Raw genomic sequence first — 14,375 nt, forward strand, 5'->3', positions numbered from 1 at the left:
CCGAGCGGGCGGCCCGGGGGGCCGCCCCCGGCGGCGTACCGCCCGAGAAGCTGCGCGAGGCCGGGGCGCGCCTGCGGCTGGCGTCCTTACCGTCGGCGGAACGCCCGGCAGGTGCGGGGCGCACCGACCGGGCGCTGGAACAGGGGGGCCGCGCGGCACGCAGACTGCTGGACCAGCTGGCCACGCTCGCCGACGCGCCACCGGTGGCCGCCGACCCCGCGCCGGCCGCCCTTCTGGAGCGCGTCGCCGGACTGTGCACCACCTGCTCCCGGTTCCTGCGCACCGGAAACGGTCCGCCGGCGGCCGGGGCCCTGGAAGAGGCGATGCGGGACTTCCAGGCGGAGCGCGTACGGCCGGCGACACTGCCCCTCGGCGAGCGGCCGCCGGTCGAGGCGGAGCGACGACAGTCCCGGGTCCTGGCGCTGGCCGAATCGGCGCGCATGGTGGAGATCACCGCCGACATCGCCACCCACGGCAGACCCACCGAGCCCGCCGCCCCGCGCGAGCTGTTCTGGTACGCCGACCTGTCCACGCCGAGACTGTCGGCCCGGCGCGTCGTCGGCAATGTGACGTTCCGGTCGGTGCTGTTCCAGAACGCTCTGCGGACCGCGCTCGGACTCGCGGCGGCCCGCGCGGTGGCCGGCTCCCTCGACCTGGCCCACGGCTTCTGGGTGCTGCCGGCCGTCCTGACCCTCGGCCGCACGACGGCGGGCGCGACCTGGCAGGCGGTCCGCAGGGCGGTGGCCGGCAACGCGGCCGGGGCGCTCGTGGCGGGGGCGCTCCTGATCGGGCTGGGCACGCACACCGATGTGTACGCCGCCCTGCTCGCCCCGGTGATGCTGGCGGCGTTCGCCCTGGGACCGCTGCTGGGCATCGCCTACGCGCAGGGGCTGTTCACGCTCGTCGTCGCCACCGCGTTCGCCCAGATCGAACCGGTCACCTGGCGGCTCTCCGAGGCGGCGTACGCGCAGTACCGCACCGAGGCCCCCGGGGAGGACACCCGCGCCGACTGGCACGCGATGCTCATCGCCGCGAACCACATGCTCCTCGGCGCCCACTGGCTGCCCCGCTTCGGCCTCCGCCCGGAGTCCGGCGCGACGGCCCCCTCCGCCGCCCGGGCGCGGGCCGCGGCCCGGGAGCTGGTCGCGGAGACGGACCGGATCGCCTCCCTGCTGACCGGTGACCGCCCGGGGCCCGCACGGCGGCCGGCCGCACCGGACGGCCCGCCGGTCACGTCGTCGCAGCGTCGAACAGCACCCCCGGGTTGAGGATCCCGGCGGGGTCGAGTGCCTGCTTGGTGGCCCGCAGCGCCAGCGCGAACGGCTCCGGGCGCTGCCGGTCGTAGCCGGGCCGGTGATCGCGGCCGACCGCGTGGTGATGGGTGACGGTGGCCCCGTGCTCGCCGAGGGTCTCCATGGCCGCCGCCTTGATCTCGTCCCACATCGCCACCTCCGACCCGCGCCGGCCGGGGGCGATCACCGTGAAATAGGGGGCGGGCCCGTCCGGGTAGACGTGCGTGAAACGGCAGTTGACCAGGGCGGACGCGCCGGTGACCTTCTGTACGGCCGCTCCGACATCCCGGTGCACCGCCTCGTACAGCTCCGGGAACCGGTCCCAGGTGCAGGCCGTTTCGAACGTCTCGCTGATCACGCCCGTCCGGGCCAGCCCGTCGCGGAGGTACGGCATGCGCAGGAACGCCGAACGCCAGGTGCCCACGGCGGATCCGCCCGCCGCCGGTGACTCCGCCGCCGGGGAGCCGCCGTGATCCCGGGCCAGCGCGACGAGTTCGGCGAGCCGGTCGTCCACCGGGCCGTGCGCCGACTCCACCCCCAGCACCAGCACGCTGCCGCCCCCCGCGGCCACGTCCGAGAGCGCCGCCTCACCCGGGTCGAGCAGGCGGCAGTTGGCCGGGTGCAGACCCGACTGAGCGATGGTGCGGACGGCCTCCACCGCATCGGGGAAGCGCTCGAACACCACCGACGCCGACGCCTTGTGCGCGGGGCGGTCCTGGAGCCGCATCCACGCCTCCGTGATGATCCCGAGGGTGCCCTCCGAACCGAGGAACAACCGGTCGGGGGAGGGTCCCGCCCCCGAACCCGGCACCCTCAGCGACTGGCTGACCCCCGAGGGCGTGACGACGCGCAGGGATTCGACCAGGTCGTCGATGTGCGTGTGGAGGGTGGCGTAATGGCCACCGGCCCGGGTGGCGAGCCAGCCGCCGAGGGTCGAGAACGCGAAGCTCTGCGGGAAGTGGCGCAGCGTCAACCCGTGCGGCCGCAGCTGCGACTCCAGGCCGGGGCCCAGGGCCCCCGCCTGGATCCGCGCGGCGCGGCTGACCCGGTCGATCTCCAGGACCCGGTCCAGCCCCGACAGGTCCAGCGAGAGGACGCCGGAGTGGACCCCGGCGCGGTACTCGACCCCGCCGACGACCGAACTGCCCGCCCCGTACGGGATCACGGCGACATCCGCCCCGGCGGCCCAGTCGAGGAGGTCCACCACGTCCCGCTCGTCCCGGGGGAAGCCGACCAGGTCCGGAGCGGCCGCCATATCGCCGTACAGCGCGCGGACCACGTCCCGGAAGGCCTTGCCGTAGGTGTGGGACGCGCGGTCGGCCGGTGCGGAGGACAGGACGTGGGCGAGGGGAGCGGGCGAGCTCACCCGGACCGGTGGCAGGTCCAGCGAGGCGACGGACGGCACGGGGAGCGGCGTTGCGGCCGCGCCCGGGACCAGCGCGGCGAGCGAGGCGCACTCCGCGTCGGACAGGGCCTGGTCGAGGGCGCCCCAGCCCCACCAGGACCGGGCGGGGGAGCTGTCGGGCCGGGGAGGAAGGGAGGAGGTACGGTCCGCCATGAGCATATGACCTTCCGGTAATTTACCTCTGGGTAATTTACTGCAACGTATAGTCCCAGGCATGAACACGGCAAGAGGTTCGTCGTCCGCCACCCCGCCCGCGAACGGGCTCCGGGGCGCCGGGACCAAGGGGATCCCCCGCGCGCGACGCGAGGAGCAGATCCTCGCCGCGGCCATGGACGAGTTCGGGCGCCACGGCCACGCCTCGGCGTCGATGGCGGCGATCGCCGGGCACGTGGGGGTGACCAAGCCGATGCTCTACACGTACTTCGGCTCCAAGGACGGGCTCTACCTCGCCTGCCTGGAACGCGTCGCTCCCCGGCTCGTCACCGCGATCGAGGAGGCGATGGCGCACGAGGGGCCCGCGGCGGACACACCCCACCGGGTGCTGAGCGCCGTCTTCGGCGTCCTGGAGGAGCAGCGGGGCGCCTGGTTCGTGCTGTACGACAGGACGCTGAGGTCCGGAACCGACCTGCACGCCGCCGCACACCGGCACCGGCGGACCATCGACGATCTCGCCGCGTCCGGGACGGCGGACCTCCTGCGCGGGCACGGCAACGAGGACCCGCTGGACGCCGACGCGCTGAAGCACCTGTGGACCGGCACGGTCGGAGCCCTCGTCGGCTGGTGGACCTCCCACCCCGACCTGTCCGCGCAGGACATGGCCGCCCGCTGCGCTCGACTGCTGACCGCGATCCGGGGCTGAGCCGCGCGCCGGAGACGCAGTCGGGCCCCGCCGAGTACGGCGGGGCCCGACGTGCGCAAGGTGCGGTCAGCCGGTCAGGGCGAACGACTGGGCGGGGGAGCTGTTGCACGGCTGCTGGGACAGCTTCGCCCCGTTCGCCGTGGAGGAGCCGTCGACGGTGAGGCACTTGCCGCTGTGGCGGGCGACGAAGCGGTACCGGCCGCTGGTGGCCAGGGGCTCGGGCCGCCACTGCTGGTTGGTGGAGCCCACGTAGGACCAGAGGTGGACCTTGGTGCCGTCGGCGGTCGCCCCGGCACCGCCGTCCACGTCCCAGACCTTCGCGTTGTGCCGGTTCACCACCTGGTAGTGGCCGCCGCTGGTCGGCCGGAACTGCCAGCCCTGGTTGGCCCCGGTCCCGCAGGCCCACTGCTGGAGCGCGGTGCCGTCACCGGTGCCCCAGTCGGCGGCGTCCAGGCAGGCCCCGCTGTTGGTGTTCTGCACCCGGTACCAGGCGGCGGGGTCGATGGAACCCACGGGAGGCTCGGTCGTCCCACCGCTCCCGTCCCAGGTGAACGTGGCGACGGCACCGGCGGGCAGGGTGTACGCGAGGGACTTCCCGTTGTCGGTCAGCGAGAACTGCTGGGAGTTCGAGGCGGTGTTGACGACGACGGCGGCCCGGCTGCCGTCGGTGTTCTGGAAGGCGACGTTCTGCACGCCCCCGGCCCCCTGGCTCGTGGAGCCGATACGGGTCGCGCCGGGCCTGATGAACTTGGTGACGTGCCCCAGGACGTAGTACTCCGCGTTCCGGGTGACCTGGCCGTCGGCGATCTCGACGATGCCGTTGCAGCGGTTGGTGCAGTGCCCCTGGTGGGGGCCGCCGTTCCGGTCCAGGGCCAGGTTCCAGTTGATGACCGTCTCGCCGCCGTTGCGCATGTTCTGTACGACGAGGTTCTCGGTGTGCCACTTGAGGGTGTCGCCGAACGTCGTGGCGGGGTTCGCGCTGTCGGTGCCGGAGCACTCGGTGAAGAAGACCCGCTTCCCGGCGTTGACGACCTGCTGCTGGGCCGTCGGGGCTCCGCCGTAGCAGTGGAAGGCGGCGCCGATGATGCGCTGGACGCCACCCGTCCTGGCGAAGACGTCGAGCGGGTAGTTGGGGTGGTCCCAGTTGTGGTCGTAGGCCAGGAGGTTGGTGGGCAGGTTCGCGGCGGTCAGCGTGCGGTCGAGGACCTGGAAGAAGTCCGCCTGCTGGGTCGCGGTCATGCTCATCGACGGGTAACTGGTGGCGAACTCGGGCTCGTTCTGCGCGGTGAGGTCCGTGAGGGTGATGCCCTCCTGGCCGTACGCCCTGATCGCCTTGACCAGATAGTCGGCGTACGCCTGGTAGTGCTCGGTCCTGAGACTGCCCCCGTTGAGGGAGTTGTTGGTCTTCATCCAGGCCGGGGGAGACCACGGGGAACCCATGAACCGGATCGCGGGGTTGATCGCGGTGGCCTGCTTCAGGACCGGGATGATCTGGCCCCGGTCCCGGTCGATGGAGAAGGAACCCCGGGAGTCCTCGTAGGTGTACGCGTTGGAGTCGGCGTCGAAGTCGGTGCTGCCCAGGGGCTGGCGCAGGTAGTTGAGCCCGATGCCGTCCCCCTCCGCCGAGAACAGCGACCTCAGCAGCGAGGTGCGCTGGGCCTGGGGGAGGCCCTGGATGAGATGGGCGGAGGCGCCGGTGACGGAGGCGCCCGCGCCGGTGAACTTCTGGCCCTTGCTGTTGGCGTCGATACGGATGTCGACGCCCTGCGGGGTGCCGGTGAACGGGACGCTTCCTTCGGCGGTGAGCTTCTTGCTGCCGTCGGTGGTGGTGACCCAGACCTGGGCGACCGGGTCGGCGGCCCGGGCGGTGGTGACGGTGGCGTTGACGCCGAGTCCGGCGACGGTCACGACGAGCGCGGCGCCTGCCGCGCGTGCTCTGAGACGCAGGGGACGGGTGTGGGGCATGTGCGGCTCTCCTCGGTCGGTACGTGAAGGCATCGGGGGGCAACGACATGAATCGGAGGGGCAACGGCATGAAACCACACCCACTAAGTGGTTAGTAAGTAGTCTGCTCCGGTGTTCTGCCGCTCCTCGGCGGTCTCCGAAGATCCCTGCCGGACCACCGTTCCGGGCAGGCTTAAGCTGGGCCGGTGAGCAACCAGTCAGTGGGCAATCAGCCGGTGGGCAGGCCGGCGCGCCGTCCGGCCAAGCCCCGTACGCCGCGCAGTCCGGAAGCCCAGCAGCGACAGCAGGACATCCTGTCCATCGCCATGGACACCTTCGCCGCCCGCGGCTACAACAACGCCTCGCTCGCGGAGATCGCCGACCGTGTCGGCCTCACACAGGCGGGCGTCCTGCACTACTTCCGCTCCAAGGCGCTGCTCCTCACCAGCGTCCTGGAACTGCGCGACCGGGCCGACATCGAGCAGCTCGGCCCGGACCGCCCCCAGGGGCTGGACTTCCTCCGCCACCTGGTGAACACCGCGCTCCGCAACGCCGAGCGCGAAGGGATCGTCAGGCTCTACGCGGTCCTCTCGGCCGAGTCCGTCACCGACGACCACCCGGCCCAGGAGTACTTCCGCGACCGCTACGACGGACTGCGGGTCTTCGTCGCCGACGCCCTGCGGGAGGCGTGCGAACTGCCCGCCGACCGCGCGGACATCACGGAGAACGCGGCCAACGCCATCATCGCGGTCATGGACGGCCTCCAGGTCCAGTGGCTGCTGGCGCCGGACTCCGTGGACATGGCCGCCTCGACGGACCTCGTGGTCACGTCCCTGCTCGCCACCCTGGCGCCCGACCGCTTCGGCCCGTCCGCCCGGCGCTGACCGCCGCGTACGGAAGGCTCGCGCCCTCCGGCGTATTGGCCCGTTCCCCGGCCGCGCACGGTCGACCGGCCTTACCGTGCGAGGGCTTCGGTGGATCCGGAGCGACAACTGGATGCGCGACTGGGGGAAGCCGCTGGGAATCCGGCGCTGACCTGCAACCGTGTGCGGCCGCTTCGGCCGCGAGTCGGACCGCCCGGCGCGTGACGTGTACCGCTTCCCCTGTCATGGTCTGCGGTGCGAAGCCCCGCAGCCGCGATCCGCTGCGCGTACGCCGCGAGATGCGCGGGCGGACGCGGGGCGGGCGGTCGGCTCCGGTGCGGCACGGCAGGCCGCCCCACACCGGAAAGGCACGCTCGTGCATCTGGCATCCGCCCGCCGCACCCTCGTCGTCACGGCCGCCCTCGGCCTCGCTCTCGCATCCGCCCCCGCCGTGGCACAGCCGCAGGCCACGGCCTCCACCAACGCCCCGGTAAAGGTCACCCTGACCGTGAAGGGGCCGGACGGGCGCCTCTTCAAGGGGAAGTTCAAGACGAAGGGGCATGACGTGACCACCGCGACCGGCGGTACGCACCGCTGCGACGGCACCAACGGAGGAGCGAACCCGAGCGCCGTTCCCACCCCGACCGCGGCCCTCGACGACGCCGCCCGGAAGAGACACTTCACCTGGGACGGGACCTGGTACGCGTCGTTCGACGACTTCTCGGTCGACACGATAAAGAACGTCAGCGGCGGCAGCGTCGCCTACGGGAACATCGCCGTCAACGGAACCTCGATCCCGGTCGGCGGCTGCCAGTTCAAGCTGAGCGCCGGGGACAAGGTCGCCTTCACCTGGACCGCGTTCTAGCGGCACCGGGCGCCGGCTCCGCTCCACGCCGGCTCAGCCCCGCGTCAGCCCGGCTCAGCTCGGCGTCAGCTCCGCTCCGCGACGGCCCTCGCGGAGCGGAGCTGCTCGATCCCCGTGTCGAGCGCGGCCTTGAGGTGGCCCGAACTGCCGGTGGACATCATGATCGACACCCCGCCCTGGACCCCGGCCAGCAGGGCGGCGGCGCTCCGGTCGACGTCCACGGACGCCGGGATCAGCTCGCGGGCCCGGAGCGTGCGGATCCCGTCGGCGATGCGCTCCTGCCACTGGCGCATCAGCTCGGCGACGATCGCCCGCGCCCCCGGCTCCGAACGGCCCACCTGGAGGAAGAGGGAGCCCAGCGGGCACTGGTCGTTCTGCAGCTCGTACCGCTCCACCACGGCGTCCCGCCACCGGTACCAGGACTCCCAGGAGTCCAGGCAGTCCAGGTGCGGCTGCTGGTCCTCCAGCACCCGGCCCGCCTCGAACTCGGCCACCGCCAGGAGCAGTTCGCCCTTGCCGCCCGGGAAGTAGTAGAACAACTGGCTCTTGCTCGTACGGGTGCGGTCGCGGATGTCGTCGAGCGTGGTGAAGGCGACGCCCTGCTCCCGGAGCACCTCGGCGGCACCCTGGACGCTACGGGCCCGCGTGGCGCGCCCCTTCGCCGTCGGCGCCTCGGGCATCCGGCATACCCCTCGAAGAATGGACTGACCGGTCCAGTATAAGTGCGCCCCTGGCGACCGCCAGGAATGGACTTGCCGGTCCATTTTCATCGGAGCACAGTCGGCCGCACGGCCCCGGAAAGCCGGGCCGCCCCGCAGAACCGGACGGGCGACTTCCCCGGTCGCGGGAGTGCGTACGAGGAGAAGAGGAGACGCGCCATGGGCGGACGACTTCAGGGAAAGACCGCGCTCGTCACGGGCTCGACGAGCAACATCGGGCGGGCCATCGCCACCGCGTTCGCCGCCGAAGGGGCGCACGTGGTCGTGTCGGGCCGCAACGGTGAACGAGGGCGTGCGGCCGTCGGGGAGATCCGCGCGGCCGACGGGCGCGCCGACTTCGTGGAGGCGGACATCGACGGCACCACCGCCGCGTCGGACCGGCTCGCCGAGGAGGCCTCCCGGGTCCTGGGCGGCCGCATCGACATCCTGGTCAACAACGCCGGGATCTTCCCGGGCTCCACCACCACCGACACGGACGAGGAGACCTTCGACCGCGTCTACGCCGTGAACGTCAAGGCCCCCTACTTCCTGACCGCCGCCGTCGCCCCGGCCGTGGTGCGGGCGGGCGGCGGGGCCATCATCAACCTCGGCTCCTGGGTCGCCCGCCTCGGCATCCCGGTCGGCACCCTCTACAGCTCGACCAAGGGTGCGGTGGAGACCCTGACGCGGGCCTGGGCCGCGGAGTTCGGCCCGCAGGGGGTGCGGGTGAACGCCATCTCACCCGGCGTGATCGTCCCGCCCGTCGCCGAAGGGGCGGCCCACCCCGGCGAGATCATGATGAAGGGCACCCCCGCCGGCGGCATCGGCACCCCCGACGCCATCGCCCACGCCGCCGTCTGGCTGGCGAGCGACGAGGCCGCCTTCGTGCACGGGACGGTGGTCGACGTCGGCGGAGGCCGCGTGGGGGCCGCCGTCATCGCCGCCTGAGACCCTGAGGCCGCCCGCCGTCGGAAGTTCCGCGTCGAGCGCCTCCAGGAGCCAGTCGTGGGCCGTCCCGGGCGTCGGTTCCGGGTCGCCCTCAGGAGAGCCGAGCACCTGGGCCGTCAGCTCCCAGTACCGGTCGATACGGGGATCGGCGGCGAGCCGGCCGGCGAGCAGGCGGCGGAATCCGGGAGTGTCACGGGTGCCGTACGTGCTCGCGTACGCGTCGACGAACCCGTCCAGGGCCTCCCCCGGACGGGGCCCCCTGCCCCGCCGCATCTCGCCGCCCGCCAGGTCGTACGCCGTCGCCAGCCCCGCGTACAGCACAGCCGATTCACGGGCCCCCGCGGCCTCGTGAGCGCCGGGCTGACAGGGGCCGCTCCCGGTGCACGGCCGGGTCACGAAGGCGTACAGCCGGGCGAAGGCGAGCACCTGGGACGGCCGGGGGGCATCGGGCGGCTGCGGTACCGCCACCTCCAGGAACGCGCCGACGGACCGGGCGGGCATCCGGGCCGGCAGCCAGCCGCGCCAGAACCGGACCAGCGCGGCGGTGCTCGGCGGAGCGGCCACCGCACCGACCAGGCGCAGCCGGTCCGAGCGCTCGTCCGGCGGGCAGTCGAGGACCAACTGGAGCGCCGCCTCCCGCCAGCGCAGGGCCCTGAGCTCGGATCCGAGTGCGCTCAGGCGGCCCTCGACCGCCGCCTCCAGCGCATCGGCCGCGTCCCCGGAGTCCTGCTCGTCGAGGATGCGGCGCACTTCGGGAACCGGCAGATCGAGACCGCGCAGCGAGCGGATCAGGTTCAGCCGCTCCACCGCGTCCGGGCCGTACCTGCGGTGCCCGCCCGCACTGCGGGACGCCTCCGGCAGCAGCCCCCGGTCCGAGTAGAAGCGGACGGCCTTGACGCTGACGCCCGCACGCTCGGCCAGCTCACCGATGGTGCACAGACCGTCGTGCGACGAGAACACTTGAACCTCCCCCAAGAGGAGTTCCTACGGTACCGGCGGGCGCTGCCGGCGGATCGTGCCGGTGCGCCGGAGCACGTGACGAGGAGGAACCATGACCGTATTCATCCTGGTGGCGGGGGCGTTCACCGGCCCCCACGTGTGGCGGGACACGGCCGCGCGGCTGACCGCCGAAGGCGCCGAGGTGCATACGGTGGCGCTCACCGGACTTGGCAAGGGCCCCGCCGGCCCCGGCGCGGCCATCGACCTGGAGACACACATCGCGGACGTACTCGCGGTGATCGACGCGGTGGTGGCGGGGAACGGACACGACATCGTGCTCGTCGGCCACGACTACGGCATCCACCCGGCGCTGGGCGCGGCCGACCGGCGGGCGCGGTCGGTCGCCCGGATCGTCCACCTGGACTCGGGGATGCCGCAGGACGGCGTCCCCGCTCTGGCCGCCGTGCCCGACCAGCGCCTGCGGGAGGAGCTGTCCGACCGTGAGTGGAAAGGGGGCGGTGAGGTGCCGCCCCCTGCCCGGGACGCCTGGCCCCGCTGGGGGAGCACCGCCGGGCTCTCCGATGCGGCGCTCGACGGGCTCACCGCCCTCGCGGCACCGCAGCCGCTGGCCACCCTGCTCCAGCCGCTGCGGCTCACCGGCGCCGTCGAGGCGGTCCCCGTCACCGGGGTGCTGTGCACCGGGAACGGGCCCGGCATCGAGATGGTCCAGCTCTTGGTGGAGCTCGGCGAGCCTGCTCTCCGGCCCCTGGCCGACCCCCGGGTGGCCTTCTTCGAACTGCCCACGGGCCACTGGCCGATGCTCTCCTGCCCCCACGAGCTGGCGGACGTCCTGATCGAGGCGGCGGCCGGCCGGGGCCACCGGCTGAAGCCCGCCGACGCGGACCACCGGCCGGGACATCTGCGCCCGTTCCTCCTCGACCTGCCCGAACGGCCCCGCGAACGGACCGGGAACACCGACCTGTACCTGCCCGAGGGCGCGGGGCCGCACCCGGCCGTGGTGTTCGTCCACGGCGGCCCCGTACCCGCCGGGGCGCGGCCGACGCCCCGGGACTGGCCGACCCTCCAGGGGTACGCCCGTTACGTCGCCGGGCGCGGAGCCGTGGGTGTCACCATCGACCACCGCCTGCACGCCTTGACCGACTACGAGCGGGCCGCCGAGGACGTGACCGCCGCGGTGGAGCGGGTGCGGGCCGACCCGCGGGTGGACGCGGACCGGATCGCGCTGTGGTTCTTCTCGGGCGGAGGCCCGCTCACCGCCGCCTGGCTGGCCGCGCCCCCGGCGTGGCTGCGCTGCCTGGCGGCCGACTACCCGATCATGGCCCCGCTGCCGAACTGGGGGATGACCGACACCCGGTTCCACCCGGTGCGGGCGGTCGCCCACGCGGGCAGGCTCCCGATCGTGCTGGTCCGGGCGGGGCGCGAGATGGCGGAGATCGCCGCGACCGTCGAGGAGTTCCTCACCGAGGCCGAACGCTGCGGGGCGAACGTCGAGGTGGTCGACGTACCGGACGGCCGCCACGGCTTCGAGACGCTCGACCCCACCGACGACTCACGTGCGGCCGTACACCGGGCGGTCGGCGCGGTGCTGGCCCACCTGACGGCCTGAGCGCCTTCCCCCAGGCCGGTGACGGCCACCGCACGGCTGCCGGACGTCACAGCGCCCCCGCCGCGGTGCGCTTCGTCGTGAGGGTCGACGTGAGCTCCGCGACCGTGGTGGCCTTGGTCGCCTCGTGCTCCTCGACCTTGACACCGAGCTCCTCCTGCAGGGCGAGGGCGAGTTCGGCCAGCGGGAGGGAGTCCAGGTCGAGGCTTTCCAGGGGGGCGTCGGGGCGGATCGACTCCGCCAGGACCTCGAACTTGCCCGTCAGTACGGAGTGGAGAGTGGCGTCGACAGGAGACATGGCAGGGCCTTTCAGCGGGCTGATGGGTGACGAGTGACGGGACGGTCGGGAAGGGAGAGCCGTACCGCTCAGCGGGCGAACGGAGCGCCACCCTGCTCGGAGGCGGCCGGTGAGGGGGCACCGCCGGTCCCCGACGCCGGCGGGACCCGGGCGATTTCAGGCCACACCAGAGCGGCGGAACCCCAGGTGGGACCAGCCCCGAAAAAGTGAGCACCACACGTTGCCCGGCCAGCGGTTCACCGCGGCAGGCGGCGTCGGCGAGCGTCAGCGGGATGGAGGCGGCACCGGTGTTGCCGACCCGGTCGATGTTGGTCAGCTGCCGCTGCGCCGGTAAGGCCGGCCGCTCGCCGACGGCGCTGAGGATCCTGGCGTTGGCCTGGTACCCGACGAAGCGGTCGACGTCCTGCGGCTGCCAGCCGAGGGACCGCAGCAGGGACTGCGACGACTCGGTCATCCGGGTGACCGCGTGCTGGAAGACCTCACGCCCGTTCATCCGGAAATGCCGGTCGGCCGGCTCGTACTTCTCCGGAGCCGCGCGTTCGAGCGCGCCGCCCCCCGCCACCTCGATGAGGGAGTGCCCGCGCCGTCGCTTCCCAGGTCGAAACCGAGGACGCTGCCCGGCACGCCCCGTTCGCCGCGGCGCAGCACCATGGCACCGGCACCGTCCGCGAACACCACGCCCGCGCTCCGGTCGTCGGGCGCGATCAGGGTGGAGTACACCTCGGCGGCGACCAGCAGCACCCGCTCGGCGATCCCCGCGCCGAGGACGCCCGTGGCGGTGGGCAGCGCGTAGACGAACCCGCTGCACGACGCGGAGACGTCCCAGGCCGCCACCGGGCCGAGCCCGAGCCGCGCGGTCAGGTGCGGGGCCATGGCCGGCATCGGCCGGTCGGGGGTGGAGGTGGCCAGGACGACCGCGTCGACGCGCGGACCACCGGCGACGGCCAGCGCACGCACCGCCGCCTCCAGGGCGAGGTCCCCGGTCGACGTACCGGGGGCCGCCCAGTGCCGTACGCCGATGCCTGTCCGGCGGCGTACCCACGCGTCGTCCACGTCCCAGTCCGCCGGGAGCTCGTCGTTGGTCACCGCGTGCGGCGGAACCCAGCCCGCAAGACCCTCGACGACCGCGGCCGAGCACGCTGCCTCTCGCTTCAACTCTGTTTCTGAGCGGAAGAGTTCGCCTGGCACCCACACATCGCCGGATCGCTTCCCCGATGGAAACGGCCTGACCATAAGCAGGAAAAGGATCTTGACCTGAGCGCCTGTTCCTCGAACGAAAGTCCAGGGAACGGATATCTGGGGAAAGGGCGCAGCTCAGAGGGGGGTCATGCAGGAACGTTACGGCTTCGCGGCCGATCGGGTGTCACGCGAAGGGGTGGTGATCTTGGCGGCCATTGGCCTACACGTTGACCCCGGTGCGGGGTGCCGGACGGCTCCGCGACCGTGACGGTCCAGGGGCCGCCGCCCTGCGCCGGAAAGGCCGGCGGCCCTGTCCTCCCGGCGGAATCCGGGAGGACAGGGCCGCCGAGGGGGCAGGGCCGCGGTCGGTTACTCGATGACCAGCTCGACGTCGATGTTGCCCCGGGTCGCCTTGGAGTAGGGGCAGTAGGCGTGGGTGGCCTCGACCAGCTGCTGCCCGATCTCGCCTGTGAGGGAGTCCGGCAGCTCCACACGCATGACGACCGCGAGACCGAAGCCGCCGCCGTCCTTGCCGATGGAGACCTCGGCGGTCACGGAGACGTCCTTGGTGTCGAGCTTCATCTCGCGGGAGACCGCCGCCATCGCGCTGGCGAAACAGGCCGCGTATCCGGCCGCGAAGAGCTGCTCGGGGTTGGTGCCCTTGCCGTTGCCGCCGAGCGCCGGGGGCAGCGCGAGCGCCAGGTCGATCTGACCGTCCGAGCTCACGGCACGGCCCTCGCGGCCATTGGCGGTTGCGGCGGCGGTGTACAGCGCGTCCATGGGATGACCCTCCTAGTCGGAACCGCGAACGGATCGGCCGCGGTCACTGACGTAAAGATTGCACATCATTAAGTTGTGCACAACTCAATGATGCCGTCGGCGGTACGCTGGACCCATGACGACGCCCGCCCCGAACGCCTCGCCCGATCTGCCCGCCGTGCCCGACGCGGAGCTGCTGCGACTCGACCACCAGGTCTGCTTCTCGCTGCACGCCGCGTCGCGCGCGTTCGGCGGCTTCTATCGGCGGGCGCTCAAGGATCTCGGCCTCACCTACCCCCAGTACCTGGTCATGCTGGTCCTGTGGGAGGACGGCCCCCTTCCCGTCAAGGCCATCGGGGAGCGTCTCCACCTGGATTCCGGCACGCTGTCGCCGTTGCTGAAGCGGCTGGAGGCGGCCGGGACGGTCCGGCGTGAACGCAGCCGCGAGGACGAGCGCTCCGTCGTCGTCGAGCTGACCGGTGACGGCGCACGGCTGCGGGAACGCGCGCTGTCCGTCCCCCGGGGCGTACTCGCCGCGACCGGCCTGTCCGTGGAGGAGGTTCTCGGTCTGCAGGAGACTCTCGGCCGCCTCACCGCCGCTCTGGGGGAAGCCGTCGACGCCCATTGACGGCGTGAGGGGCTTCGCCGGTCGGGCACCCGGAGGGCTCGTGACAGTTTTACTTGTCATCCATGCGTAGTGAC

11 protein-coding genes and 3 pseudogenes are annotated in these 14,375 nt (G+C 72.8%); 7 read left to right on the plus strand and 7 right to left on the minus strand.

The features are described 5' to 3' along the window. Window positions 1-8 precede the first annotated feature (8 nt). A pseudogene (locus tag ACK8N7_RS35745) lies at window positions 9-1,268 on the plus strand (FUSC family protein); the annotation flags it as partial. Here ACK8N7_RS35745 and ACK8N7_RS35750 read toward each other — a convergent pair. Beyond that, window positions 1,231-2,850 (minus strand): FAD-binding oxidoreductase, encoded by a 1,620-nt coding sequence (locus ACK8N7_RS35750; RefSeq protein ID WP_500445241.1) that lies wholly within the window; start codon window positions 2,848-2,850, stop codon window positions 1,231-1,233. The pseudogene ACK8N7_RS35745 and the gene ACK8N7_RS35750 sit on opposite strands and share 38 nt — an antisense overlap. 61 nt (window positions 2,851-2,911) lie before the next feature. Between ACK8N7_RS35750 and ACK8N7_RS35755 the strand changes: the two genes are divergently transcribed. Continuing rightward, complete coding sequence (locus ACK8N7_RS35755; RefSeq protein WP_500445243.1) at window positions 2,912-3,556, plus strand: TetR/AcrR family transcriptional regulator; 645 nt, start codon at window positions 2,912-2,914, stop codon at window positions 3,554-3,556. Window positions 3,557-3,622: 66 nt separating this feature from the next. Here ACK8N7_RS35755 and ACK8N7_RS35760 read toward each other — a convergent pair whose 3' ends face one another. After that, on the minus strand, window positions 3,623-5,521 hold the full coding sequence (locus ACK8N7_RS35760) for an RICIN domain-containing protein (RefSeq protein WP_500445245.1): 1,899 nt from the start codon (window positions 5,519-5,521) through the stop codon (window positions 3,623-3,625). A gap of 305 nt (window positions 5,522-5,826) precedes the next feature. On the opposite strand from ACK8N7_RS35760, the gene ACK8N7_RS35765 reads away from it, so the two are divergent. Further along, a complete protein-coding gene (locus ACK8N7_RS35765; protein WP_435797333.1) occupies window positions 5,827-6,384 on the plus strand; it encodes a TetR/AcrR family transcriptional regulator in 558 nt (185 codons plus the stop codon). Window positions 6,385-6,739: 355 nt separating this feature from the next. Then, window positions 6,740-7,228: a DUF4430 domain-containing protein gene (locus ACK8N7_RS35770; RefSeq protein ID WP_500445247.1), complete on the plus strand. Its 489-nt coding sequence runs from the start codon at window positions 6,740-6,742 to the stop codon at window positions 7,226-7,228. A 65-nt stretch (window positions 7,229-7,293) separates the two neighbouring features. Here ACK8N7_RS35770 and ACK8N7_RS35775 read toward each other — a convergent pair whose 3' ends face one another. Further along, the gene (locus ACK8N7_RS35775) at window positions 7,294-7,908 is read right to left on the minus strand and encodes a TetR/AcrR family transcriptional regulator (protein ID WP_500445249.1); all 615 of its coding nucleotides are present in this window, start codon (window positions 7,906-7,908) and stop codon (window positions 7,294-7,296) included. A gap of 198 nt (window positions 7,909-8,106) precedes the next feature. On the opposite strand from ACK8N7_RS35775, the gene ACK8N7_RS35780 reads away from it, so the two are divergent. Continuing rightward, window positions 8,107-8,874, plus strand: coding sequence for an SDR family NAD(P)-dependent oxidoreductase (locus ACK8N7_RS35780; RefSeq protein WP_500445251.1), 768 nt, complete (start codon window positions 8,107-8,109; stop codon window positions 8,872-8,874). Between the two features lie 24 nt (window positions 8,875-8,898). Here ACK8N7_RS35780 and ACK8N7_RS35785 read toward each other — a convergent pair. Continuing rightward, window positions 8,899-9,834, minus strand: a pseudogene (locus ACK8N7_RS35785) (MerR family transcriptional regulator); the annotation flags it as partial. 91 nt (window positions 9,835-9,925) lie between these two features. On the opposite strand from ACK8N7_RS35785, the gene ACK8N7_RS35790 reads away from it, so the two are divergent. Continuing rightward, window positions 9,926-11,440 carry an alpha/beta hydrolase gene (locus ACK8N7_RS35790; RefSeq protein WP_403215382.1) on the plus strand — a complete coding sequence of 505 codons (1,515 nt, stop codon included), beginning with the start codon at window positions 9,926-9,928 and terminating at the stop codon, window positions 11,438-11,440. 46 nt (window positions 11,441-11,486) lie between these two features. Here the strand turns inward: ACK8N7_RS35790 and ACK8N7_RS35795 are convergent, their stop codons facing one another. The 3 genes and pseudogenes from ACK8N7_RS35795 to ACK8N7_RS35805 form a co-directional block, all read right to left on the minus strand. Continuing rightward, on the minus strand, window positions 11,487-11,735 hold the full coding sequence (locus ACK8N7_RS35795; RefSeq protein WP_500445253.1) for a phosphopantetheine-binding protein: 249 nt from the start codon (window positions 11,733-11,735) through the stop codon (window positions 11,487-11,489). 68 nt (window positions 11,736-11,803) lie between these two features. After that, window positions 11,804-12,890 (minus strand): annotated as a pseudogene (locus ACK8N7_RS35800) (beta-ketoacyl-ACP synthase 3). A 393-nt stretch (window positions 12,891-13,283) separates the two neighbouring features. Continuing rightward, window positions 13,284-13,694, minus strand: coding sequence for an Ohr family peroxiredoxin (locus ACK8N7_RS35805; protein WP_500445255.1), 411 nt, complete (start codon window positions 13,692-13,694; stop codon window positions 13,284-13,286). A 115-nt stretch (window positions 13,695-13,809) separates the two neighbouring features. Between ACK8N7_RS35805 and ACK8N7_RS35810 the strand changes: the two genes are divergently transcribed. Next, window positions 13,810-14,301 carry a MarR family winged helix-turn-helix transcriptional regulator gene (locus ACK8N7_RS35810; RefSeq protein WP_403215376.1) on the plus strand — a complete coding sequence of 164 codons (492 nt, stop codon included), beginning with the start codon at window positions 13,810-13,812 and terminating at the stop codon, window positions 14,299-14,301. Window positions 14,302-14,375 lie beyond the last annotated feature (74 nt).

It is taken from the genome of Streptomyces griseobrunneus (genome assembly GCF_046713465.1).
Classification (GTDB): domain Bacteria; phylum Actinomycetota; class Actinomycetes; order Streptomycetales; family Streptomycetaceae; genus Streptomyces; species Streptomyces microflavus.